20 protein-coding genes are annotated in these 23,511 nt (G+C 69.6%); 7 read left to right on the top strand and 13 right to left on the bottom strand.

The features are described from left to right. Nucleotides 1–23: 23 nt before the first annotated feature. From PV679_RS06605 to eccD, 8 genes are all read right to left on the bottom strand, one after another. Nucleotides 24–389 carry a hypothetical protein gene (locus tag PV679_RS06605; protein ID WP_319679095.1) on the bottom strand — a complete coding sequence of 122 codons (366 nt, stop codon included), beginning with the start codon at nucleotides 387–389 and terminating at the stop codon, nucleotides 24–26. Continuing rightward, on the bottom strand, nucleotides 386–880 hold the full coding sequence (locus PV679_RS06610; protein ID WP_319679096.1) for a YbaB/EbfC family nucleoid-associated protein: 495 nt from the start codon (nucleotides 878–880) through the stop codon (nucleotides 386–388). Before PV679_RS06610 ends, PV679_RS06605 begins: the two co-directional genes overlap by 4 nt. Next, nucleotides 877–4,137 (bottom strand): AAWKG family protein, encoded by a 3,261-nt coding sequence (locus PV679_RS06615; protein ID WP_319679097.1) that lies wholly within the window; start codon nucleotides 4,135–4,137, stop codon nucleotides 877–879. The genes PV679_RS06610 and PV679_RS06615 overlap by 4 nt, the downstream gene beginning before the upstream one ends. 2 nt (nucleotides 4,138–4,139) lie before the next feature. Next, nucleotides 4,140–4,610 carry a type VII secretion system-associated protein gene (locus PV679_RS06620; RefSeq protein ID WP_319679098.1) on the bottom strand — a complete coding sequence of 157 codons (471 nt, stop codon included), beginning with the start codon at nucleotides 4,608–4,610 and terminating at the stop codon, nucleotides 4,140–4,142. 89 nt (nucleotides 4,611–4,699) lie between these two features. Continuing rightward, nucleotides 4,700–5,020 carry a WXG100 family type VII secretion target gene (locus PV679_RS06625; protein ID WP_319679099.1) on the bottom strand — a complete coding sequence of 107 codons (321 nt, stop codon included), beginning with the start codon at nucleotides 5,018–5,020 and terminating at the stop codon, nucleotides 4,700–4,702. 61 nt (nucleotides 5,021–5,081) lie between these two features. Next, nucleotides 5,082–5,417, bottom strand: a complete 336-nt coding sequence (locus PV679_RS06630; protein WP_319679100.1) for a hypothetical protein — start codon at nucleotides 5,415–5,417, stop codon at nucleotides 5,082–5,084. A gap of 171 nt (nucleotides 5,418–5,588) precedes the next feature. Next, complete coding sequence (eccB, locus tag PV679_RS06635; protein WP_319679101.1) at nucleotides 5,589–7,037, bottom strand: type VII secretion protein EccB; 1,449 nt, start codon at nucleotides 7,035–7,037, stop codon at nucleotides 5,589–5,591. A gap of 26 nt (nucleotides 7,038–7,063) precedes the next feature. After that, nucleotides 7,064–8,464 (bottom strand): type VII secretion integral membrane protein EccD, encoded by a 1,401-nt coding sequence (eccD, locus tag PV679_RS06640; RefSeq protein WP_319679102.1) that lies wholly within the window; start codon nucleotides 8,462–8,464, stop codon nucleotides 7,064–7,066. A gap of 286 nt (nucleotides 8,465–8,750) precedes the next feature. Here eccD and eccCa point away from each other — a divergent pair, with 286 nt between their 5' ends. Further along, a complete protein-coding gene (eccCa, locus tag PV679_RS06645; protein ID WP_319679237.1) occupies nucleotides 8,751–12,698 on the top strand; it encodes a type VII secretion protein EccCa in 3,948 nt (1,315 codons plus the stop codon). A gap of 55 nt (nucleotides 12,699–12,753) precedes the next feature. Here eccCa and PV679_RS06650 read toward each other — a convergent pair whose 3' ends face one another. Then, entirely contained in the window at nucleotides 12,754–13,032 is a 279-nt protein-coding gene (locus PV679_RS06650; protein ID WP_319679103.1) for a hypothetical protein, read from the bottom strand. Between the two features lie 14 nt (nucleotides 13,033–13,046). Further along, nucleotides 13,047–13,298, bottom strand: coding sequence for a hypothetical protein (locus PV679_RS06655; protein ID WP_319679104.1), 252 nt, complete (start codon nucleotides 13,296–13,298; stop codon nucleotides 13,047–13,049). A 170-nt stretch (nucleotides 13,299–13,468) separates the two neighbouring features. Between PV679_RS06655 and PV679_RS06660 the strand changes: the two genes are divergently transcribed. The 3 genes from PV679_RS06660 to PV679_RS06670 all read left to right on the top strand — a co-directional run bounded on the left by PV679_RS06660 (nucleotide 13,469) and on the right by PV679_RS06670 (nucleotide 15,040). Further along, a complete protein-coding gene (locus PV679_RS06660; RefSeq protein ID WP_319679238.1) occupies nucleotides 13,469–14,353 on the top strand; it encodes a helix-turn-helix transcriptional regulator in 885 nt (294 codons plus the stop codon). Continuing rightward, nucleotides 14,259–14,471 (top strand): DUF397 domain-containing protein, encoded by a 213-nt coding sequence (locus tag PV679_RS06665; RefSeq protein WP_319679105.1) that lies wholly within the window; start codon nucleotides 14,259–14,261, stop codon nucleotides 14,469–14,471. The genes PV679_RS06660 and PV679_RS06665 overlap by 95 nt, the downstream gene beginning before the upstream one ends. Before the next feature lie 122 nt (nucleotides 14,472–14,593). Next, nucleotides 14,594–15,040, top strand: a complete 447-nt coding sequence (locus tag PV679_RS06670) for a hypothetical protein (protein WP_319679106.1) — start codon at nucleotides 14,594–14,596, stop codon at nucleotides 15,038–15,040. Nucleotides 15,041–15,148: 108 nt separating this feature from the next. On the opposite strand, the gene PV679_RS06675 is transcribed toward PV679_RS06670, so the two are convergent. The 3 genes from PV679_RS06675 to PV679_RS06685 form a co-directional block, all read right to left on the bottom strand. Further along, nucleotides 15,149–16,105 (bottom strand): FAD-dependent oxidoreductase, encoded by a 957-nt coding sequence (locus tag PV679_RS06675; protein WP_319679107.1) that lies wholly within the window; start codon nucleotides 16,103–16,105, stop codon nucleotides 15,149–15,151. Between the two features lie 229 nt (nucleotides 16,106–16,334). After that, on the bottom strand, nucleotides 16,335–17,207 hold the full coding sequence (locus PV679_RS06680) for a hypothetical protein (RefSeq protein ID WP_319679108.1): 873 nt from the start codon (nucleotides 17,205–17,207) through the stop codon (nucleotides 16,335–16,337). A gap of 60 nt (nucleotides 17,208–17,267) precedes the next feature. Further along, nucleotides 17,268–18,473, bottom strand: coding sequence for a S8 family serine peptidase (locus PV679_RS06685; protein WP_319679109.1), 1,206 nt, complete (start codon nucleotides 18,471–18,473; stop codon nucleotides 17,268–17,270). Nucleotides 18,474–18,651: 178 nt separating this feature from the next. On the opposite strand from PV679_RS06685, the gene PV679_RS06690 reads away from it, so the two are divergent. The 3 genes from PV679_RS06690 (at nucleotide 18,652) to PV679_RS06700 (ending at nucleotide 23,486) form a co-directional block, all read left to right on the top strand. Next, nucleotides 18,652–21,948, top strand: coding sequence for a right-handed parallel beta-helix repeat-containing protein (locus tag PV679_RS06690; protein ID WP_319679110.1), 3,297 nt, complete (start codon nucleotides 18,652–18,654; stop codon nucleotides 21,946–21,948). Nucleotides 21,949–22,181: 233 nt separating this feature from the next. Further along, on the top strand, nucleotides 22,182–23,006 hold the full coding sequence (locus tag PV679_RS06695; RefSeq protein ID WP_319679111.1) for an LLM class F420-dependent oxidoreductase: 825 nt from the start codon (nucleotides 22,182–22,184) through the stop codon (nucleotides 23,004–23,006). Nucleotides 23,007–23,054: 48 nt separating this feature from the next. Next, nucleotides 23,055–23,486: a TIGR03668 family PPOX class F420-dependent oxidoreductase gene (locus PV679_RS06700; protein WP_319679112.1), complete on the top strand. Its 432-nt coding sequence runs from the start codon at nucleotides 23,055–23,057 to the stop codon at nucleotides 23,484–23,486. Nucleotides 23,487–23,511 lie beyond the last annotated feature (25 nt).

Genomic DNA, 23,511 nt, shown 5'->3' on the forward strand with positions numbered 1-23,511 from the left:
TCAGGAAAATTTATCTCCTGCACTCAGTGCTTCCCGCGCCCGTCAACGCCGGACAACACCGTGTCCGTCTTCTGCTGATGGTCCCGGATCTGTTCGGTCGCGTCGGACTGTGTTCCCTCGATGTTTTCGAGGTTGGCGAGCGTCGCCGACACCAGCGCGTCGAGAGCGCCGAACAGAGCCGTACCGATCCGCAGGCAGTACTCATTGTTGTCGTTGTACTTCGGCCGGACCTGCCGCGCGAAGTCGTCCGTCCAGCCTGGCCATTCGGTGTAGGTGTTCTCGGCCCGCCTGAAGTCCTCGCCCAGTGACTTGGCCATCTCCGGGAGCCGCTTCATCCCGTCGATGCTCCGCCGCAGGCCGCCGGGGTTCGCCTCGTAGACACCGCTCATGACTGACCTCTCCCTCTCGCCTGCCCGTCGTCCGTGTCCTCGTGAATCTCGTCGCGCAGCCGGTCCCTCGCCGGCCGGCCGGAGCCGGCGCCCGCGCCGCCGCCGAGCGCGGAGCCGAAGATCCGCTCCCATTCGATGTCGACGCCGCCGAACTCCGGCACGTTTCCGCTGGGCCGCGTGAGCGGCGCGAAGGTCTCGATCACGCGGTGGGCCATCTCCGCGCGTCCCTGGTTCGCGGCCTCCAGCACCGAGGCCGCGAGCTGTGTGGCGTTCATGGTCCGGTACTTGCCGTCCAGGAACTTCAGCCCTGCCAGCTCTCCCTGAGGACCGACGGTGACCTCCACCGCACGGTCCCTGGAGCGCACGGTGAGCGAGGCCTGCCGGAGTTCGTCCTCCGCCCGCGCGACGGCGGCCTGTACGGCTTCGAGCTCGGCCATGGCCTGCGCCAGCCGCCGTTCCATCGGCTCCAGAGGCTCTTTCCCACCGCTCATCGGCCGATCACGGCCGGTGCGCCGCCCTCGTCGGTGCCCCAGACGTCCTCTTCCTCCTGCACCCAGGCGTCGCGCGCGCGGTCGCCGCTCTGCGTCGCCTGCTGGCCCGGAGCGCCGCCGCCGCCCATCGGAGCCGGATACGGTGAGCCACCCGTGGTGCCGGTCCGCGTCGCGGCCTCCGCGTCACGGTAGCGAGGGCTCGCGCCGGCGGTGCCCGTGCTGCCACGGCTGCCCCGGTTGCTGACGACCTGCCCGCCGTCGATCACATTGCGGACCCGCTCCGAGGTCGACTGTCCCTGGGCGCCGCCACCGCCGCCCATACCGCCGCCCATCGGCATCCCGCCCATCGGCATGCCGCCCGCCGGCGCGCCGCCCGCGCCGGATCCCGGGAGAGACCCCGTGTTCAGCGGCGTTCCGGTCATCGGAGCGGCGGACAGTCCGGAGGCGGCCAACGAGGGCCTGTCGTACGGCGATTCGTACGGCAGGTCGTCGTAGAGCTCCTCCTCGTAGGACGGCGAACCGTACGACGACGAGTCGTGCGAGGACGAACCGTACGACGGCACGTCGTACGAAGCCGGCCCGTCGCCGCCGCCGTTCAGATAGCCGGAGGTCGTCGTGCCGTCCGGGTAGGTGTGTGTGGTCGCACCGGTGCTCGGGTCGAGGGTGGACGTACTGCCGTCCGGGAATTCCGTGACCACCTGGCCCCGCGGGTCGAGATGCGACACGCTGCCGTCGGGATTGTGCAGTGAGTCGCCGGAGTTGAGCGGACCGGATATGGAGCTGCCGTCCGGTCGGGTGACAGTCGCCGTGTGCGTGTCCGGGTCGATCGTCGTACGGCTGCCGTCGGGATAATCCGTCACCACGCGGCCGTCCGGATCGAGATGCGGCACACCGATATCGCTGCCGGGCAGATCGCTGCCCTGGTACACCGGGCCGCTGATCGTCGGCGGAGCCAGCGACGAGAGGTCGCCGCCGTTGAGCGCGGTCTCCCGCTGACGCTCGTATTCGGCCTCGGCCTGCTTCTGCGCCTCTTCGCGCTCCTTCTCCTTGGCCTCCTGCTTGGCCTCGGCCTCGGCCTGCTTCTGCTCCTGCTCGGCTTCCTTCTGCTCCTGCTTCTGCTCCTGCTCGGCCCGGAGCCGGTCCTGCTTCTGTTCCGCCTCGGCCTGCTTCTGCTCCTGTTCTGCTTCCTTCTGCTCCTGCTTCTGCTCCTGCTCGGCCCGGAGCTGCCGCTGTTCCTTCTCCGCCTCGTCCTGTTTGGCCTCCTGCTCCTTCTCCTTCCGCTCCTGCTCGGCCTTGAGCTCGGCCTCCTTGGCCTCCTGCTTCTTCTCGGCCTCGGCCTGCTTCTGCTCCTGCTCGGCCCGGAGCCGATTCTCCTTGGCCTCCTGCTCGGCCTCCTTGGCCTCCTGCTTGGCCTCCTGCTCGGCTTCCTTCGCCTCCTGCTTGGCCTCCTGCTCGGCCTCCTTCGCCTCCTGCTCCTTCTTCGCCTTCTCCTGTTCGGCCTTCGCCTGATTCATCTGCATGATCTGCATCTGTTCCTGGCGGGCCTGTGCCTCCTCCTGCTTCTTCTCCGCCTCCTCCTGCTTCTGCTCCTGCTCCTGCTCCTTCCGCTCCTGCTCGGCCTTGAGCTCGGCCTCCTTGGCCTCCTGCTTCTTCTCGGCCTCCTCCTGCTTCTGTTCCTGCTCGTGCTCCTTCTGCTCCTGCTCGGCCTTGGCGGTGGCTTCCTTCTCCGCCTGCTCCTTGTCCCGCCTCTCCTGCTCCGCCTTGGCCTCGGCCTCCTTCTCCTCCTGCTCCTTCTTGGCGGCCGCCTCCTTCTCCTCCTGCTCCTTCTTCGCCGCGGCCTCCTTCTCCTCCTGCTCCTTCTTCGCCGCGGCGGCGGCAGCGGCGGCAGCGGCCGCCTGGTCCTTCTGCCACTGGATGAAATCGTCCTGCTTCTTCTCCGCGGCGTCGGCGTCCGCCTTGGCCTTGTCGGCGTCCTTTTCGGCCTTGTCGTCGGCGTAGCTGCTCGACAGGTCGCCGCCGCCCCTCGTCCTGATGGATCCGAGGTCGAAGTTCTTGGTGCTCCAACTGTTGTGCACAAGTTTCAGTGCTTCATCGGCGGGCTTCACGAGATTCTCAACGACGGAAGCCTGCCAGTTCTCTATCGCTCTTTCTCCGACCTTCTTCCAGGTGGATGTTTCGTCCAGCGGACCGAAATCATCGGGCTTTCCGAGCCGAAAGGCGTTCTGGCTGAACGCGCCCGTCGTGTGATACGTCGTGTAGTAGCTGCTCGTGTAGTAACCGCCCGTACTGTTCACCTTGTAGGTGATCTGCTTTATATTGTGTTCCCACACATGGTCCGCGATTTCCTTCAACAGGTCATGGAGCCACCGGAGCGGATTCCCCATGTAGAGTTCCCAGTCCATCCACCGGCGGTGCAGCTCGACCACCGCCTTGCGGAAGTCGTCCTTCGCGGCGCGTATCTCGTCGCCCTGTTTGGAGCCGGTGCTGCCCGGCCGCATGTCCTTCGCGTAACCGGCGTACTGCTTGCTGAGCGTATGGACGAGATTCCAGAAGACGCCGGCCGCCTGGCCGCGCCAGGCGTCGTTCTCCTCCACGCCGATCCGGCGTTCCCACTCCTCCACGGCGTTCTTGCGGTCCACGAAGAACTGCGCGACCCGGTCGAACGCGTCGGCCGCGGTGTCGAAGGACGCCAGCGAGACGGCCTGGTCGTTCACCACGTTCTTGCCGTTCCACGAGAATCCGTGCGTCCCGTGGTCGTTGTAGAGCAGTGCCTCCAGCGCCCGGCCGGTGCCATAGCTGTACTGAGTGAGGGCCTCGGTGCTCCAGGTCGCCTTGTCGCCGGACAGGCCGAGGTGGTTCTCGTACTGGCTCTTGAACTCGCCGCCCTCGACCACTCCGCCGGCCGGAGGACCGTCACCGCTCTTGTTGCCCAGCAGCGTGAAACGCGCCTTGTACATGGAGACCTGGTCGCCCGCCGACGCCGTATCACCGCTGGTGGCATAGAACGGGATCACGAAGTCGGTGTTCTCGATACGCCAGCCCGAGTTCTCGACCATCCAGTTGAGGTCGTCCACGTCGACATAGGTCACCGAGCCCTGCTTGGTGATCTCCACCTTCATCTGCGGAATTCCGTCGTTCCCGATGAGGCTGTTGAACAGACCGTCCCGCGCAGGCGCCGCATACCCGGTGAACAGACTCACGGCCTGGAGCCATGAGTCATTGTCAGAGGTGAGCGGTACGACATTTTCTTCGGCCATGATCAGTCGTCGTCCCCGCCGCTGTTCCCGCCGAGGATGTCGTCCACGTCGGAGAAGATGTCCAGGAATTTCTGCCCGTCGATCTTCTCCAGGTTCTCACCCTGCGCCTTGAAGAGCTTTTCCAGAGTGGTCTGAAGATTTTCGTCGATACTGTCGAACAGAATCTTCTGATCATCGAGAATGGCAGTGACATCAGTGATCATCTTGACCACCGCGGTGCTGAGATGCTGGCCGTTGGTGGCGCCGTCCTTGACCATTCCGCCGATCGTCAGCGGCAGCGCGCCACCGGGCAGCGCGTCCTCTCCGAGATCACCTTCCGGCAGCAGATTGGACAGCGCGGGCACCACACCGCCGTCGGAGAGCGTCCCGTCCCCCAGGATCTTTCTGATTTCTTCCTTGAAGGTCTCGATGTCCTGGTTGAGGAAATTCTCCAGCCACGCCTTGTCCAGGTTTACGGGAGCACTGTCCGCCATGCCGTCTTCCTCCTGGTTCGGATCGAACAGGACCTGGACGGCCGCCCCGCGGTACGCGTGGGCAGCCGCCCGGTGGGTTGCGCCGCGGGTCAGCGACCGACGCGGACGCCCTCCCACAACTGAGTCAGGGACTTCTCGCTGTGCTGGTAGACGTCGGAGACTTCGGTGAGCAGGGCCGAGTGACTGGCGAGCAGGGCCTTCATGGCGTCGACGGCCTGGTTCCATGCCGCCTGCTTCTCGCTGTACACCGCCCTGTCGTCACCTTCCCAGGTGTTCTTGAGCTCCTGGAGTTCGGCGTCCAGATTCACGATGATGCTCGCGATCGCCTTGGTCTGCTGGACCATGTCGTCCGCGGCGTTCTGCATATGGGAGTAGTCGACGTAGATTTGTCCGTCGGTGAAATCGCTCATCACTTGCCTCGTCTCGCAGCGGGTACAGGGTGGAGTGGTTGCCGGTCAGCCATGCGGCAGGTCAGCCGTGCAAGGCGTCGAACACCGACTGGGACTGGCTGTACGCCTGGTTGATGGCCTCGTTGGAGGACCCCTGGGTCAAACCCTGCTGCCGGAGCGTCTCGTTGAGCGTGTCGATCATGTCCCGGACATTGCGGGAGATGATCTCCGCCTGGTCGTCCCACTGCTTCAGCAGGTCCTGATACGCCTTGCCGTCCGAGCCCTTCAGCCCGGAAGCGAGGTTGAACTTCATGTTCTCGACGTCCTGCCGGCTGTTCTGAATGCCGGTGAACGCCTGCTCAAGGGCGTTGACGCCGTTCTGTGTGGCGCGTGCCTCTGACTGCTGCATGCCCGCCATGGACCTGCACCTCCTGCTGATCGCGTCGAGTCGTCCGGGCAGCTAAACGTAGACAGGCGGCAGTTCCGGGAGCAATGAGTTCCAGGAAGTTCCTTTACTGGACGCCGGTCCTTGCCACCTGCCGTACCAACAATTCGTCCTGACGTAACCTCAGTTCAACGTGAGGCACGGTCAATCGCGGCCGCACGCCGTGGCCGTGGTGGCGGCCCGGCCCGTCGCGGCGGCCTCCGGTGTGAGGTCGGGACCGGTCGGCAGCATCGCCAGCAGCGGAGCCGGAAGGCCCTGTGCCTGGCTCTCCGCGTATCCGAGCGCCGCCATGGCGTCCGCCGAGGCCACGCGGTACTTCATGCCCGTGTCGGTCACCAGATAGACGGTGCCTCCGAGAGCGCCGCCGCCCGCGCCCAGCGCACGCACCAGAGCGCCGCCGCCCGGCCGTACGGTGATCCGTCCGACCGCCACACAGGCCGGCGTCAGTCCCTCCGGCGGCGCCTGCGCGGCCGGGCCGAGAGCGGCCTGACGCACCAGGGCCACGCCCACCCGTGTGCCGGTGCCGCCCGCCTGGATCCGGACACAGGCGGTCCAGTCCCGCTCCACGGTCATCGCCTTCGGCGGCGCCTCCGGCAGCTCTCCGGCGGTCCCGGACCCGGAGACCGGTGCGGCCAGCCGGCCGTCCAGCGCGTCCGTCCCCAGCATCGCGGCGGCCGCGGCGCCGCCTCCGTACACCTTCTCCCTGGTCTCCGGGTCGCCGAGCACCAGCGCGGCCCCGGTGGCCGTGAGCGGCGCCAGTCCTTCGCGCCGCAGCAGGTAGTACCGCTCGGCGGAGCCGGGCACCGTCACCCGGAAGACCTCGCCGATCCGGGTCTTCCTGCCGCTCAGCTCCGGTCCTCCCTTGCCTCTGTCCGGCACCTCGGGCGCGGCCAGATCGGGCCCGGAGGGCAGGGAGTTCAGAAACGCCGCCGACACCGGGACGCGTGGCGCGGAGCCGTAACCGAGGGCCTCTGCGGCGCCGTGCTCCCGGTCGAGGCGCAGCTTGCTGCCGCGCCACACCAGATAGTCGGCCTTGTCCGGCCCGGTCACCAGCAGCGCCCGCGAGGTGGCCAGGCCCTCGCCGCCGGCGGCCGAACCCACGGCGAGCGTGGTGCCGGACGCACCGGCGGTGGTGCCCGAACACACCTGCCACGGACCGGTGTCCAGATCGCCGCCCGCCGGCAGCGCGTCGGGCGCGCCGTTGATGCCGACGGGCGCGCCGTGCGGAGTGCCGCGCAGCGAGGCGGCTCCGACGCTGCTGGTCGCCATGTCGGCGCCGGCGAGCAGTCGCGCCGACGCGTAGTTGCGCACCGGCCGCAGCCGGCCGTCCAGATAGAGATAGCGGGAGCCGGTGTCCTTGTTGACGACCAGCGTCCCGGCCTCGCGCCAGGAGTCCTTGGTGCCCGGCTTGAGCAGACCGAAGACGAACGCGCCCGCCGACAGCAGCACGGCGATCACCACGCCCATCGCGATGCCCCGGTTGGTTCTGCCCTGCGGGCTCTCCGGCGCGTCCGGGTCGCCGCGGAGCATGCCGGACGTCAGCCGTCCCATGACGAACATGTGCGCCTGGACCTGATCACGTTTGGACTGCACAGCGGTGCTCCCTCGGGTTCAGCGGTTCAGCCGTTGAGGGCGCGCAGGTCGCCGTAGACGCCGAGCACCCACAGGGCCAGAGGCAGCAGGCTGATCGCCGCCGCCGAGTGCAGCAGCTCCGCGGCCCTGCCCCAGTACGGCACCAGCCGGCGCCCCGGCACGGTCCAGGAGAGGATGGCGATGACCGCGGTGGCGGCCAGCAGTCCACCGGTGGCCAGCAGCCGGGTCTCCGGCGCCGCGCCGTGCACACCGGCGAGGACCAGCAGCACCGCGCCCCATGCGGCGGGCAGCACCAGGGAGAGCCGCTGCCATACGTTGCCCAGCCCTCTCGCGTGCAGCATCAGCAGCAGGACCAGCGCCAGCACCATACAGACCTCGGGAAGTCCGGCACGGCGCACCAGCAGCGCGAGACAGCCGGCGCAGACCACGCCGACGGCCCCGTACAGCGAGGTCATCCAGCCGTCCGCGAGCACGGCGCGGGTGGCGACCACGGCGGTGGGATGCGGTTCGATGCCTTCCTGGAGCTGCTGCGCGTTGGTGGGCAGAGGCGGCATCCGCAGTCCGGACATCCGGAACGACAGCGACGGCACGAAGGCGCCGAGCACCACGGCGGTCAGCGCGACGACACCGGCGGCCTGCTGCGGCGCGAGATCCGCGGTGATCATCAGGACCGAGCCGAGCGCGCCGAAGGCCGCGACCACGGCCAGACAGAGGAACAGCGCCGCGAACGACGCCACCGCGGCCAGCGCGAGCACCGCGCCGCCCGCGCCCGCTGCGGACGCGGCGAGCAGCCGCGGGCCCAGCACCTCGTGGGCGTCCGGGCCGGTCAGCTCGCCACCGGTCAGCAGCCAGCCGGCGAGCGCCAGATACGGGCCGACCATGAAGCCGAGCGTCGCGGCCGCCGCCGCGTCGCCGACCGCGCGGCCGGCGGCGGCCGCTCCGGCGAGCAGCAGCAGTCCGGCGGCGGCGGCGCACAGCGCCCTCGGCGCGACGGATCCGCCGGGCAGCGCGAGGACCAGCATTCCGGTGAGCAGCACGGCCACCGCGAGCCCGCGCAGCAGTCGTCGCCCGGCCTCCGGACTCCAGCCGTGCGGGCGCTGCCGCATGGTGGTGGAGATGCCGTCCACCAGATCGTCGAGATGTACCTCGGGCAGGGCGTCGGTACGGGGTCTGAGGTAGACGGTCTCGCCGTCGCGCAGGTCGAACGAGTCGAGGGTGCGCTCCTCGTCCATGGGTTCGCCACCGAGCCGCTGGAGCACCCAGCCGCCGTGCTCGATGCCGGATTCCTCCAGGCCGTCTCCCGCGTAGCCGAGAATCGCCGGCAGCAGATCGGCCACCGGGACATCGGCGGGTACGGCGAGGTCGATGGTTCTGGCCGGGGCACGCACCGTCAGGCGGCACGCGCCGGCCACCTGGTTGTCAGTCATCGGGCTGGGTCACGCCTCTCCGGTTCCGGCTGTCTGTCCGACGGGCACGTGAGGTTCCGGCGTCGATCACCGGGCGCTCCACGCGAGGACCCCGAACAGACAGAGAGATGTGCAAGGTTGATCCTTGGCGGTCCGCTCGACGGATCGTAGTATCAGCCGCCCGCCGCCGGGACGGCGGACACCGGAATCGACCATCTCCACGCGAGCGTTCACCGGCCCGTCCCCGACCCTTCCCGATCCGTCAACCCGCCACGTTTCAGCGCCGTTAAGGAGACCGTCCTTGAGTGTGGTCCTGTTTCGCAGGCCGGCCCGCAGGCGCGGCCCGGAGATGCCCGAGGGCGAAGTCAGCCTCCAGGAGCCGCCCACGCTGCCCGAGGTGGTCCCGGACTCCTCCGCCGTCTGGACCTATCTCCCGATGGCGCTCATGTCCGTCTCCATGATGCTGATGTTCATGCGGCCCGGCATGGCCGGCGGGAGCGGCGGTTTCATCTATCTGGCGCTGGGACTGATGGTGGTCTCCGCCGGAGCCATGATGGTCGGCCAGGTGATGCGCAGGAGCGGCGAGCGCAAGCAGCGGCTGAAGGGCGAGCGCCGCGACTATCTGCGCTATCTCACGCAGACCCGGCGCAAGGTCAGGGCCGCCGTCGTCGACCAGCAGCGCGCGCTCGCCTGGCGGCATCCGGTGCCCGCCGCCCTGTGGTCGCTGGTCGGCTCCACCCGGCTGTGGGAACGGCGCCCGCAGGACGAGGACTTCGGCGAGGTCCGGGTCGCCGTCGGCGAGCAGAAGCTCGGACTGCGGCTGACTCCGATGTCCACCAGTCCCGTCGAGGACCTGGAGCCGCTGGCCGCGCACGCGCTGCGCAGCTTCATCCGCGCGTATACGACCGTGCCCGAGCAGCCCATCGCCATCTATCTGCGGGCCTGGGCCCGGGTGCTGTTCCGAGGCGACGAGGAGCGGATACGGTCGGTGGCCCGCGCGATCGTCGCCCAGCTCGTGACCTTCCACTCGCCGGACGACGTATGGCTGGCGCTGTGCGTGTCCGACGAGCGGCGGCAGGACTGGGAGTGGGTCAAGTGGCTGCCGCACAATCTCCATCCGCAGGAGAGCGACGGCGCCGGTCCCGCGCGGATGACCGGCTCGGCCTTCAACGAACTGGAAGACCTGCTCGGCGCCGAGTTCCTGGAGCGGCCGCCGTTCGACCCCGACTCGGTGCCCGGCCGCGAGGAGCCGTTCACCGTCATCGTGATCGACGGCGGCACCGTCCCCGGCGGCCACCGGCTGGACGGCCCCGGGCTGCGCAACACCGTCGTACTGGACCTCACCGGCGCGCTGACCTGGCGGCCGGGCCGGGTCACGCTCCGCTTCGACGTGGCCGAGGACGCCTTCGACCTGGTACGCACCGACCGGGAGCGCAAGGAGCAGACCACCAGGCTCGGGCGTCCCGACAGCTTCGGCCCGAGCGGCGCCACGGCCCTCGCGAAGCGGCTCTCGCCGTACCGCATGGGCATGGGCACCGATGTCGCCGAGCCGCTCTCCACCAATGTCGAACTGACCACCCTGCTGGGCATTCCCGATCTGTTCCGGCACGATCCGCCGACGCTGTGGCAGCGCAACACCGGGCCCAACCGGCTGCGCGTACCGATCGCGGTCGGCGCGGACGGCGTCCCGGTGGAACTCGACATCAAGGAGTCCGCCCAGGGCGGCACGGGCCCGCACGGCATGCTCATCGGCGCCACCGGCTCCGGCAAGAGCGAACTGCTGCGGACCCTGGTCCTGGCCCTCGCTCTCGCCAACTCCTCCGAGACGCTCAACTTCGTCCTCGTCGACTTCAAGGGCGGCGCGACCTTCCTCGGCCTGGACGAGCTGCCGCACACCTCGGCCGTCATCACCAACCTCGCCGGTGAGGCCGCGCTGGTCTCCCGGATGCAGGACGCCCTGCACGGCGAACTGATCCGCCGCCAGGAGCTGCTGCGCAGCGCCGGGAACTACACCTCCGCCCTGGACTACGAGAAGGCGCGGGCCGCCGGGACTCCGCTGGAACCGCTGCCCAGCCTGTTCGTCGTCGTCGACGAGTTCAGCGAACTGCTCGCCGCACACCGCGAGTTCATGGAGCTGTTCGTGATGATCGGGCGGCTCGGACGCAGCCTCGGCGTCCATCTGCTGCTGGCCTCGCAGCGGCTCGACGAGGGCCGGATGCACCAGTTGGAGAGCCATCTCTCGTACCGCATCGGGCTGCGCACCTTCTCCGCCATGGAGAGCCGTGGTGTGCTGGGAGTCCCGGACGCCTATCAGCTTCCGCCGCAGCCCGGCAGCGGCTTCCTCAAGTCCGGTGTGGAGGCGCTGACCCGCTTCCGCGCCGCGTATGTGTCGGGCCCGTACCGGCAGCGGCGCGGCGGCGCCAACCAGGCCCGGGTGGCCAGCCAGACGCTGCCGTGGACGAGCGGCTATGTGGTGCCGCGCCACCTGCCCGCCGCGCCGGAGCCCGAGCCGGAGTCGGAGGAGACCGGCGACACGCTGCTGTCCGTCGCCGTGGAGCGGCTGCTCGGCTCGGGACCGCCGGCGCACCAGGTGTGGCTGCCGCCGCTGGATCTGCCGTCGACCCTGGACCAGGTCCTGCCGCCGCTGACGCCCGATCCCGAACTGGGACTCACCACCGTCGGCTGGCCGGGCCGGGGCCGGCTCCAGGTGCCCATCGGCATCATCGACCGGCCCTTCGACCAGCTCCGCGATCTGCTGCTGGTCGACCTGGCGGGCGCGGGCGGGCACATCGCCGTCGCGGGCGGACCGCAGAGCGGCAAGAGCACCATGGTCCGTACGATCCTCACCGCGCTGGCCCTCACCCACACCCCGCGCGAAGTGCAGTTCTACTGCCTGGACTTCGGCGGCGGCACACTGGCCGGTCTGGCCGGACTTCCGCATATGAGCGGCGTCGCGGCGCGTCTGGACAGCGAGCGGGTGGGCCGTACGATCGCCGAGGTCAACACGCTGCTGGCGGCCAGGGAACGCTTCTTCCTCGACCAGGGCATCGACTCCATGGCGACCTTCCGCCGCCGCCGCGACGCCGGTGAGTTCCCGGACGAGCGGCACGGAGACGTGTTCCTGGTGATCGACGGCTGGTCGACCGTACGGCAGGACTACGACCGGCACATCACGACGTTCAACGCCATCGCCGCCCGCGGTCTCAACTACGGCGTCCATCTGATCGTCACCACCGCCCGCTGGGTGGAGCTGTCCTCCGCCGTGCGCGACCAGGCGGCCACCCATCTGGAGCTGCGGATGGGCGACCCCATGGACTCCGAGATCGACATGCGCCGCGCGGCCACGGTCCCTCGCCTCCCGGGCCGCGGCCTGACCCGCGAGGGCAAGCTCCACTACCTCACCGCGCTGCCGCGCATCGACGGTACGGAGCGGGCCGACGACCTCAGCGACGGTGTCGCGGGCCTGGTCTCCGCCGTCGCGGAGAGCTGGCAGGGCCCGCCCGCGCCGCCGGTGCGGATGCTGCCGACCGTCCTGCCGGTGGCGGAACTGCCGGCGCCGGAAGGCGACTTCCGGATGCCGATCGGCCTGGAGGAGGACGAGCTCTCCACCGTGTGGCACGACTTCAGCGAGAACCCGCACATGATCGTGGTCGGCGACACCGAGAGCGGCAAGACCAATATGCTGCGGCTCACGGCCAAGGCCATCATGGACCGCTACAGCCCGGCCGAGGCACGGATCATGGTCGTGGACTACCGCCGCGATCTGGTGGAGACCATCCCCGACGCCTACCGGCTCGGACACGCGGTCTCCATCGACAGTCTGCGGGACCTCATCGACGGAGCGGCGCGCGCGGTCAAAACACGCGTGCCGGGCCCGGACATCGCACCGGCCCGGATGCGGCTGTGCGACTGGTGGTCGGGACCGCGGCTGTTCATCCTGGTCGACGACTACGACATGGTCGGGACGGGCCCGATGAACGCGCCGTTCGACCCGCTGCTCGACCAGCTCGCGCTCGGCTACGAGGTGGGCCTGCACCTCGTCGTCGCCCGCTCCGCCTCGGGCGCCGGACGCGGTCTGAGCGACCATCTCATGCGACGGCTCCAGGAGGTCAACACACCGGGCCTGCTGCTGTCGTGCCCGCCGTCGGAGGGTTATGTCTTCGGCAACGTCAAGGGCCAGATCCTCCCGCCGGGCCGCGCGACGCGTATCGCGAGGCGCAAGACGGTACGGGTGCAGACGGCGCTGCGGGACTGAGCCGAGGAGGGCTTCGCGGGAGGGCTTCCGGGCCGGAGTGCGCGTGTCGGCGCACTCAGGCCGGGAAGCCCTTCCGGCGCTGTCGGTGCAGAGCGCCGATCGCGCGGAGCTGCCGCCGTTCATACGCGGTGCCTTGCCGTAAGGAGACCCAACGGCTCTGCCAGGTGAGGCCGGTGGGACGCGAGAGGTGCACCAGCGGACCCATGAATTCGTCGATCGTGCCGACCATTTCGCAGGCGCTGTCGTAGACGACCATTCCAATACGGAGACCGCCCGGTCCTTCCTTCGCTGTGCGGGGCGCTTTGCGGGTCGCCTTCTGGGTCGCGTATGTCATGCCGGTTCTCCTCGTCATCGGCCGACCGCCTTTCCGTGTGAGTGGTTGCGCAGTTCGTCGTCGTAGTCCCGCGCGCCACGCAGATCGCCGGCCGCGAGAGCGTCTCCGCGCTGCGCGACCAACGCGGCGCACACGTCGCAGCCGAACGCGGCGGCGGAGAGAGCCAGGTAATGCGGGCTCTGACGAGACCCGCAGGGGCACGAGGGCCATCGAACCGGTGGTGCGGAGCCTGCGCCGTCCACACCGCCCAGGGCCGCGTCGTCCATGGGAAGCGCCTTGCCTTTCGCCTTCAGGAGTGGTCCATATCTCTGTGTCTCTCTCAGAGTCGGCTGATCCACGTACGATCGAAAGGCGGTTGCTGCTGAATCCACGATCATTCAGGTGGGGAAGTGAAGCCATGGCCAAAGGCGTTGATCCGCTGGATCCTTCGGATTCCATGCGCACTTTGTTCGGACACCGGCTGAAGCGGTTACGCCTGGCGGCCGGCCTGACCCAAGAAGCGCTGGGGACGAGAGTGCGCGTCCACAGCACACGCATCACACAGATCGAACGGGCGACGGCGACGATGCCGACCCTGCCGCTGACACAACAGCTCGACGAGGCGGTGCGCGCCGACGGCCTGCTGGTGGATCTCTGGCCGCACATGTACCGCGAGAATTTTCCGGACTGGTCGCGGGCCTATATGGCCGCCGAAGCCGAGGCAGTGGCCATTTGGGCGTATATGGGCCAGCCGGTTCATGGTCTGCTTCAGACGCCGGAGTACGCACGCGCCATGCTGCGCCTTGGGCGCTCGTTGAGGACTCCGGAGCAGTTGGAACAGCGGGTGAGCTCTCGATTGGCACGGCAAGAACGCCTCCGTGCCGCCGATGCTCCACAGCTCTGGGTCATTCTGGATGAAGCCGTGTTCCTCCGTCCTGTCGGTGGTCCGGCGGTCATGCGTGGCCAGATGGCACGCCTGTTGGAAGCGGCCAAGGAGCCGCACATCACCCTCCAGGTCTTGCCGTTCAGTCACGGCGAACACGCCGCTATGGGCGGCTCGCTCAACATCTTGGACCTACCGGACGGGGGCACCGTGGCGTACACCGAAGGTGCGGACTCCGGCCAACTGATCGACGAACCGGAGGAGGTCAAGCCATACACCGTGAACTACGATTTTCTGCGCGCTGAGGCCCTACCCTCGACCGTGTCACTCGACTTGATTCGATCCGTGATGGAGGACAACTACCGTGCCGCGCGTGTCCCGACCCGATCTCAGCGGCGCCGTCTGGCGCAAGTCCAGTCACAGCAATCAGGAGGGCGGGGCCTGCGTCGAGGTCGCTGACGGCCTCCCCGGCGCCATCCCCGTCCGCGACAGCAAAAACCCGCACGGCCCGGCCCTCGTACTCACACCGGACGCCTGGGCCAACTTCGTCGCATTCGCCAGAAACACCGACGCATAACCACAGCCGACAAGGCTCCGCCACCGACCCGGCCCACACCCGGGCCCGGAGGCGGAGCCCCGCCATGGGATACGTCGTCCCTCGAACTCCCCAACCCCGCGCGGCGGCCCTATGATCGAGCGATGTCGGGACACGGCGGGAACAGCGGAGCCGACGCGGAGCGGTCGTCGGGAAGCCGGCCGTTCAGTGAGACGAAGTGGTCGTGGATTCCGGTCGGCGCCCTCGTCATGCTGGCCGTGAGCTGGGGGATCGTCGGCCTTGTCGAAGGCGGTTGCCAACCGGGACCGCGCGGCGGCTGTGTCGCGGCGGACGGCTTCGGGTGGCGTGGCTGGGTGTTGTTTCTCGCCGTGATGCCGTCTTACGTGGTGGTGATCACGGGACTGACCACCGACCGTTGGCAGCCCGCGCTCGGTCTGGCGCTGGGCGGTGTCGCCGGCGGGCTGTACGCCATCGTCCAAGGCCGGACGGCGGCGCACCTGATCACCGCGGGCGTCTTGTTCGCTCTTGCCGTTGTGTCACCCGCGCTGACATGGCATCGCCGCCGACGTGGCACTCCCTCTCCAAGCTGAGTTCGCCAAGGCGCCAGAGAAGGACGGAATTCTTTCCTCGGCCCTGAAGCAGAAACGCGCGGGAACGGTATTCGAAAATAACCCGTTGGCCGGCAATTCCACGCAGCCTCAACTGTCGGCCAGCAACCTCCGCACTTCTGCCGCGCACCCCCACGACAGCGTCACTCCCGCACCACCGTGGCCGTAGTTGTGCACCAGCCGTATGCCGCTCGGCAGCCGGTCCGCCTCGACGCGGACGCGCGCACGGGTCGGGCGGAAGCCCACGCGGTGAGCGAGGATCCGCACCCCGGCCAGGCGGGGTTCGACCGCCACGCACCGGGAGAGGATGGCCGCAGCGGCGACCTCGTCCTCCGCCGGATCATGGTGGCCGTCGATGGCCGTACCACCCAGGACGACGATGTCGCCGTGCGGGTAGATACACAGGAGATCGGGCGAGAGGCCGGTGTCCTCGCTGAAGAATTCGGTAAGGCCGGGGTTGGCGACCACGACGTGCTGACCGCGAATCGGCCGCAGCGCGGGATCAGGGACCAACGAACCAGCCCTCAGACCCGAACAGTTCACGACGGCCGAGGCTGGACCCGCCTCAGCGAGGGAGCGCAGCGAGCCGCGCGTGATCGTCCCGCCCGCAGCCAGAAGACGGCCCTGGAGATACGCCAGGTACGTAGGCATGTTGATCAGAGGAACGGTGAATCGGTAGCCCGAAGCGAACCCCGCCGGCAACTCGCCGCAGCCGACCGGACGGAAGCCGGGCAGCGTCGTGGCCCACTCCGGCGGGTCCTCGGAGTGGCGCGACGCCTCAATGCCACTGGTGAGCCGCACACCGGTGACGTCCGGTTCCACGGCCAGCCGCTGAAAGACGTCCAAAGAGCACCGGCTCCAGTGGTCGACCTTCTCCTTCGGCTCGACCAGGTACGGCCCCCACATCGCGCCTGCTGCCAGAGACGTCACGCCCGGCACCTCATCAGCGACCACCCGCACCGCCATCCCCGCCTCCGCCAGGACAACGGCGGTGGTCAGACCGGAGACGCCCGCTCCAACAACAACGAGATGCTCACCCTCGGCCATGGACTGACCCTAGGGTCTGACAGCCGACCGGCGCGCCTGAGGCGGGTTCCTCAGGGACTGGCACCGGCTCCGGCAGTGGCTATGAGAGCGTCTCTTCTTGCCATCCGACATGACGCGCGACGGACGGACCTTGATCCGGCGCTCGCCTTGCTGCGGCCTCGGACGACCGCACCCCATCCCGCCGGAGGACTCGTCGGAGCGCCCTCTGGGCCTCCTCGATGCAGTCGCCTTACTGGAATGGCGCAGCCTGAGGTGGGATCCGTCCTCGGTGCGCCGCGGGAAAGCGTGTGCTGTCCGGGTCCAGGAACTCGATAACGGCTATCAACTCGTGCTGGATGCCAATGAGTCGGCCCAGGCGCTGTGGTGCCGAGCCCTGCAGCGAGTCGATCTCCTGGCTGAGGCGGGCGAACCAGCGGCCAAATGACGGATCGTTCTCTAGGCGCTCCATGAACTGAACATAACCGAGGCATCGCTGGCCGCGTGGGTCCTCGATGCCCCTCTCCACGAGGCACTCGCCGATCGCGCGCTGCTCGTCACGGAAGAGACGCAAGATGCTCGTACGCGGATGCCAGTCTGTGTTGGCGAACACGTGGCTGACGGTGTCTAGCCGTGCGGTCAGCTCTCGGGTGCGCTCAGTACTGCCGAGGTCGATGTACTGGATGCCTTGGCGAAGAATCTCGGCCCAGCCGAAGTACTGCCCCAACCTGAACAGCGTGCTGTCGCGGGCGTACTGCCACTCCGTGAGGTCGTCGCTCTGGTGATGCCGGTCGAAGAAGTCAAGGGCGACAATGTTGTACAGCCGTGACTGTAGTTCGAAGGCCGATCGCAGCAACGGCTCGCGGTACCGGCTCACGATCTCCTCGGCGCTGTCTTCCCTGTCCTTTTCGTAACGCTGCGTCTCCAGCCCGTGCTGGAGGCGCACCGTGCGGGCGGCGTTGAGGGAACTGACTGCGATGCTGACCACGGCAACGGCCGCGGAAATGAGGCTGACCCAAAGTTCGATGAGCAGCTCCTTGCCTGTCGCGGCCCGCTGGGAGCCGGATCGGACGGCCGGTGACGCGGGCACGCTGGCATTCGTGGCGTGCGTCGCGGGCGCAGACATTCTTCCTCACGTCCGCCACCCGCCACCCGTCACCCGCCACCCGACCGAACGCGGTGCGCCCTACTCGCCCGCCGGGCGCCAGCCCCGGGCCTTTCCGCGCGGGATCACCACCGCCGCTGCCGCCGTCAGCAGCACCAGCCCCGTGCCCACGCCCGCGATGATCAGCGCCCGGTCGCGCGGCGCGGTGGAGGGCCTCGTGATCACTCGCGCCGGGGCCGGGCGCGGCACCGTGCCCCGGGCGCCGGTCAGCACCGCCGTCATCGCCGCGTACGGATCCAGCCGTGGCGGCGACGCCGGATATGCCGCCACCGTGAGCTGGCGCGAGACCTGCGCGGCCGTCATGTCCGGATGCTGCGCCCGTACCAGCGCCGCCGCACCGGCCACGTGTGCCGCGGCCAGCGACGCTCCCGAGCCGAGGAAGTGGCCCGGCCCCTTCGGGCCGACGCTGACCACCGCGTCGCCCGGCGCCGCGAGGTCCACGGCGGAGACCACCGGCGCGTTGGCCGGACGTGTCCCGCCGGGACCGTAGTCCGTCACCGACAGCACCTCCGGGACGGCCGCGGGCCAGTACCAGGGCTCGGCCCGTACGACACCGCCGGAGGCGCTCCGGTCCACGGGCAGCGCGTCCGGCGCCGCCGGTGCGATCACCAGGGCGTCGCGCTCGGTCGCGTGCGCGACAGCGGCGGTCAGCACGGACTTGCCGGTGGCCAGCGCGGATCCGACGTAGATGACCCCGGCCCCGCCGTCGGCGGCGGCCCGGATGCCGTCCGCCAGCAGCTCCGCCGTGGCGACACCGCGTTCGTCCGTGCCGCGCACGGCCAGGATCCGCGCACCGGGCGCCACTCCGACGGGACCGACTCCGTCGATACGCGCCGCGGCGATCAGCCCGGCGGCGAAGCTGCCGTGCCCCACGCAGTCCTCGTCCGCGCCGCCGACCGCCGAGACACGGCCGGAGAGCCCTGGAATCCCCGTCCCCACACCGGTGTCCACCACCGCGACGGTCACTCCGGCGCCCTGCGAGATCATTGAGGCCCGCGCGAGCCCCAGGGCCCGTACCGTCCACGGCTCGGACCGGGCCGTCCTGGGCGAGGCCTTCGCACACGGGTCGTCGGGCGCCAGCGTGGAACGCACGACGGGCAGTTCGACGGAGTCCGCCGCGACGGCCGGTGATCCGGCGGCGGCCAGCGGTACGGCGGAGAGCAGGGCGGCCGCCAACGCCCGTACCACAGAGTGACGGTGAGTCCTGGCGCGTCGCATGGCGCGCATCCTATGCGGCCGAGGTGACGATGCGACGACGCGAACAGCACGCCAACTCCATGCTCCTGTGTGGATGATGAAGTCCCCGTTCCCGTAGCCTTCACCGGGCGCACACCGACGTCCCACTGCTCCCTCCCCCCTTGGACAGGGAGGATCGGCGGTGGCGGCGAAACAAGGAGGTCCGAGCGTGTCACGGCAGTTGCTCACGGTGTGCCCGGAAGAACCGGACAGTTTCCGGACGATCGGTGAGGCCCTGGCGAAGGCGCGTACGGGAGCGGTGATCCGCGTCCGGCCCGGCCGCTATCCCGAGAATCTGACGGTGCGCAACCGGGTCACCATCGTCGCGGAGGGCGAGCGCGGCAGCGTCGAGATCTGTCCGCGCCGCGGCACCGCGCTCGTCCTGGTCGCCGACGCGGTGATGCTCACCGATCTCACGCTGCGCGGCGGCAGCGACGACTTTCCCGTGGTGGACGCGCCGCGCGGCCAGGTCGCCATGGACGGCTGCACCGTCGTCGGCTCCGGCTGGACAGCCGTACTGGCCCGGGAGACCGGAGCGCTGGCCATGCGCGACTGCCGGGTCTCCAATCCGGACGGCGCCGGTGTCGTGGACACCGCCGACACCGGCAGCGTCATAGCGGACTGTGTCATCGAGAATCTCGGCACCTCCGGCGTCGTCCTCAGCGAGCAGGCCCGTACGACCGTGCGCGGCTGCCGGATACGCGACGCCCGGGGCAACGGGATCCTGGCCAACGGCGAGGCACAGGGCCTGGTCGAGGACTGCGACATCTCCGGCGCGGAGAAGCCGGCCATCGCGCTGGAAGGCAGCAGCGCCACCCGCGTGCTGCGCACCACGGTCCATGACACCGCCGTCGGCGTCTATGTGACGAGCGGCTCCCGGCCGTCCCTCGACCAGGTCACGGTCACGGACACCACCGGCCCCGGCATCGCGCTCGCCTCCGGCGCCGACCCGGAGCTGCTGCGCTGCCGCACCGCGCGCACCAAGGGCAACGGTCTGGCCGTCACCGAACGCTCCCGGGGCTCCTTCAAGGACTGCGAGTTCGACGCGTCGGCCGGCCCGGCGATCCGGGTGATCGGATCGAGCGCGCCGATGCTCACCGACACGACGGTGCGTGACTGCGCCGACAAGGCCGGTGCCGTCCTGCTGGAGGAGGAGTCGGCGGCGGAGTTCGACCGGCTGGAGGTGACGGACGCGGCCGGTACGGCCATCCTCGTGCGCACCGGCGCCAATCCGCTGGTGCGCCGCGCCCGGATCGTCTCGCCGCGCGGCCATGGTGTGGAGGTCGTCGAGGACGGCCGTGGACGGCTGGAGAGCTGCGAGATCGACGGCGCGGGCGGCTCAGGTGTGCGGATCGCCACAGGAGGCAATCCCGAGCTCCGTGACACGACCGTCCACGCGTCCGCCGAATCCGGCGTCCAGGTGGCTCAGGAAGGTCTCGGCACCGTACGGGACTGCCGCGTCCACGCGAGCGGCGCGTCCGGTGTCGCCGTGGAGAGCGGCGGCCGGCTCTCTGTCCTGCGCGGTCAGGTCATGGAGTCCGGCGCGCACGGCGTCCTGCTGGCGAACGGCGCCCGTGCCTCGCTCGACTCCTGCCAGATCACCGGCAGCCTCGGAGACGGCATCCGGGTCGACAGCGCCGAACAGGTCTCGGTGACCGGCTGTACCGTACGGGACAACCGTGGCGCCGGACTGCGGCAGACGCGCGCCGGTGACCGGCTCACGGTGGAGGACCTGACCAGCGCGGGCAACGCCGTCCCGGACGCGTGGGGCGACACGGCTGTCGAGAAAGCCGTTCAGGGACCGGGCGAGAGCGGTGGGGGCAAGGCCGCCGCTCCCGAAGGACCGTTGCAGGAGCTGGAGTCGCTGGTCGGTCTCGCCGACGTCAAGCACCAGGTCCATACGCTCGTCAATCTCAACCAGCTCGCGCAGCGGCGGGCCCGGCTCGGCATGCCCGCGCCGCCGATGAGCCGCCATCTCGTCTTCTCCGGCCCGCCGGGCACCGGCAAGACCACCGTGGCCCGGCTCTACGGCGGCATTCTGACGGAGCTCGGTGTGCTGCGCTCCGGGCATCTCGTGGAGGTGTCCCGGGCCGATCTCGTGGCGCAGATCATCGGCGGCACGGCGATCAAGACGACCGAGGCGTTCAACGAGGCGCTGGGCGGTGTGCTGTTCATCGACGAGGCGTACACCCTGCTCTCCGACGGCAAGGGCTCCGGCGCCGACTTCGGCAAGGAGGCCGTCGACACGCTGCTGAAGCTGATGGAGGACCACCGCGACGACGTCGTCGTCATCGCCGCCGGATACACCGACGAGATGGGCTCCTTCCTCTCCTCCAACCCGGGCCTGGCGTCGCGGTTCACCCGCACCATCGAGTTCGCCAACTACTCGGTCGACGAGCTGGTGACGATCACCGAGTCCATGTGCGAGGCGCACCGGTACGAGCTGGATCCGCGCACGCTGGACGCACTCGCCGCGCACTACGGATCGATGACCCGCGACGCCACCTTCGGCAACGGCCGCGCGGCCCGCCGGGTGTTCGAGGAGATGGTGGACCGGCAGGCCTTCCGGCTGAGTTCCATGGCGGACCCGGCCGAGAGCGATCTCACGCTGCTGCTGCCCGAAGACGTCGCGGAGAACGCCGCCGCGGGCGCGGACGGCGGCCGGAACTCCGAGGAGCTGCTGGCCCGGCTCGACGCGATGGTCGGCCTGGGCGCCGTCAAGCGCGAGGTGACCGACCTGGTCTCGCTGCTCGCCGCGACCAGACAGCGCAAGGCCGCCGGACTGCCCACGCCGAAGATCAGCCACCATCTTGTCTTCTCCGGCCCGCCCGGTACCGGCAAGACCACGGTGGCCCGGCTCTACGCCGAGCTGCTGCACTCCCTCGGCGTGCTGCCCAAGGGCCAGCTCGTGGAGGTGGCGCGCGCCGACCTGGTCGGCCGGTACGTGGGCCACACCGCGCAGCTCACCAAGGAGGTCTTCGAAAGCGCCCTCGGCGGTGTGCTGTTCATCGACGAGGCCTACACCCTCACTCCCGAGGGCGCGACCTCCGACTTCGGCCGGGAGGCCGTCGAGACGCTGCTGAAGCTGATGGAGGACCACCGCGACGACGTCGTCGTCATCGCCGCCGGATACACCGAGGAGATGGGCCGTTTCCTGGACTCCAACCCGGGACTCGCCTCGCGGTTCACGCGGTCCGTGGAGTTCGAGAACTACACCACCGACGAGCTGGTCAGCATCCTGGAGCGGCACGCCTCCGACTCCGGATACGACTGCGCGCCGGAGACCCTGGAGGCGCTGCGCGCGTATGTCGACGTCCTGCCGCGCGACCGCTCCTTCGGCAACGCGCGCACGGCCCGCAGTCTGCTCGACGTGATGATGACGCGGCAGGCGCGACGGCTCGGCGCGGTGGCCGCGCCAGGTCTGGACGATCTGCGGCTGCTGCTCCCGGCGGACCTCCCGGCGTAGGGCGTGCGGCAACGGTCCCGCGCGACGGACCGGCGCCGACCGCGAACGTCCCTCGCGTACGGCGCCGCCGCGGCGTCTTCACGGCGCTGCGGCGGCGTATCTCAGGCACCGGCGCCTTACCGGGACATATGCGGAGGTAACGGAGCAGACTGGAGAGGAGGCGCTCAGCCGCCTTTCGGGAACGAGGCGTCTCGCTCCGGTCCCGTCCAGCGCCAGATCCGAGGAGAGCCGCCGTGAAATTCGGAATTTCGAGCTTCATCACCGATCAGGGCATCGGCCCCGCCGAGCTGGGCAGAGCGGTCGAGGAGCGCGGCTTCGACTCGTTGCTCATCGCCGAGCACAGCCATATCCCGGTGAATCGCAGATCTCCGTATCCCGGCGGCGGTGAGCTGCCGGAGATGTACTACCGCCTGCTGGATCCCTTCATCGCGCTGACCGCCGTCGCCTCGGCCACCGAGCGGCTGCTCGTGGGCACCGGTATCGCTCTGCTCTCGCAGCGGGATCCGATCATCACCGCGAAGGAGACCGCCTCCCTGGACCTCGTCTCCGGCGGCCGTTTCCTCTTCGGCGTCGGCATCGGCTGGAACCGCGAGGAGATGGAGGACCACGGAACGGATCCGTCCACGCGCGGCCGGCTGGTCGATGAGCGCCTGCGGGCCATTCTGACGCTGTGGACGGAGGAGAAGGCCGAGTTCCACGGTGAGTTCGTGGACTTCGACCCGGTCTATCTCTGGCCCAAGCCGGTGCGGAAGCCGCATCCGCCGATCTATGTCGGCGGCGGCGAAGGGGCGTTCCGGCGGGTGGCGGAGTTCGGAGACGCCTGGCTCGTCAGCAATGTGACGCCGGACGAGCTCGGCCCGCGGATGGCACGGCTGCGCGAGACGGCCGGCCGCGAGGTGCCGGTGACGGTGTACTGGGCGCCGCCCGACCCGGAGGACGTCGCCGCCTACTCCCGGCTCGGTGTCGAGCGGATCCTGTTCTCGCTGCCGGCGATGCCGGAGGCCGAGACGTTCCGCGCGCTCGACGAGATGACCGCGGTCGTCGACAAGACCCGCTGAGCCGCTCACCTGCCGGAAGACCCGCCGGAAGTCCTTGAGGAGGCCACCATGCCCGGTCTGAGCGGCGCGGAGGCGCGGGACCGGCTGGCGTGTTGCCGGGTGATCCGGCTCGCCACCGCCGACGCCTGGGGCCGTCCGCATCTGGTGCCCGTCGTCTTCGCTCTGGACGGAGACACACTGGTGATGGCGGTGGACCACAAGGCGAAACGGTCCCTGCGGCTGAAGCGGCTCGCCAATATCGCCGTCAATCCGGAGGTCTGCCTTCTCGCGGACGGCTACGACGAGGAATGGGACCGGCTGTGGTGGGCCCGCGCCGACGGCCGCGCGGTGGAACTGCCTCCCGCGTCATGGTCCGCCGACGCCGCGCGGGATGTGGCGCTGCTCGTGGAGAAGTACCGGCCGCATTACGAGGGCCGGCCGCCGGCGGGGCCGGTCATCGAGGTCGGGGTCCGCCGCTGGAGCGGCTGGTGCGCGAGCTGACGCGCGACCGGCCGGACCCGCGCGG

Origin of the sequence: Streptomyces sp. AK02-01A (genome assembly GCF_033795305.1) — a bacterium.
Classification (GTDB): domain Bacteria; phylum Actinomycetota; class Actinomycetes; order Streptomycetales; family Streptomycetaceae; genus Streptomyces.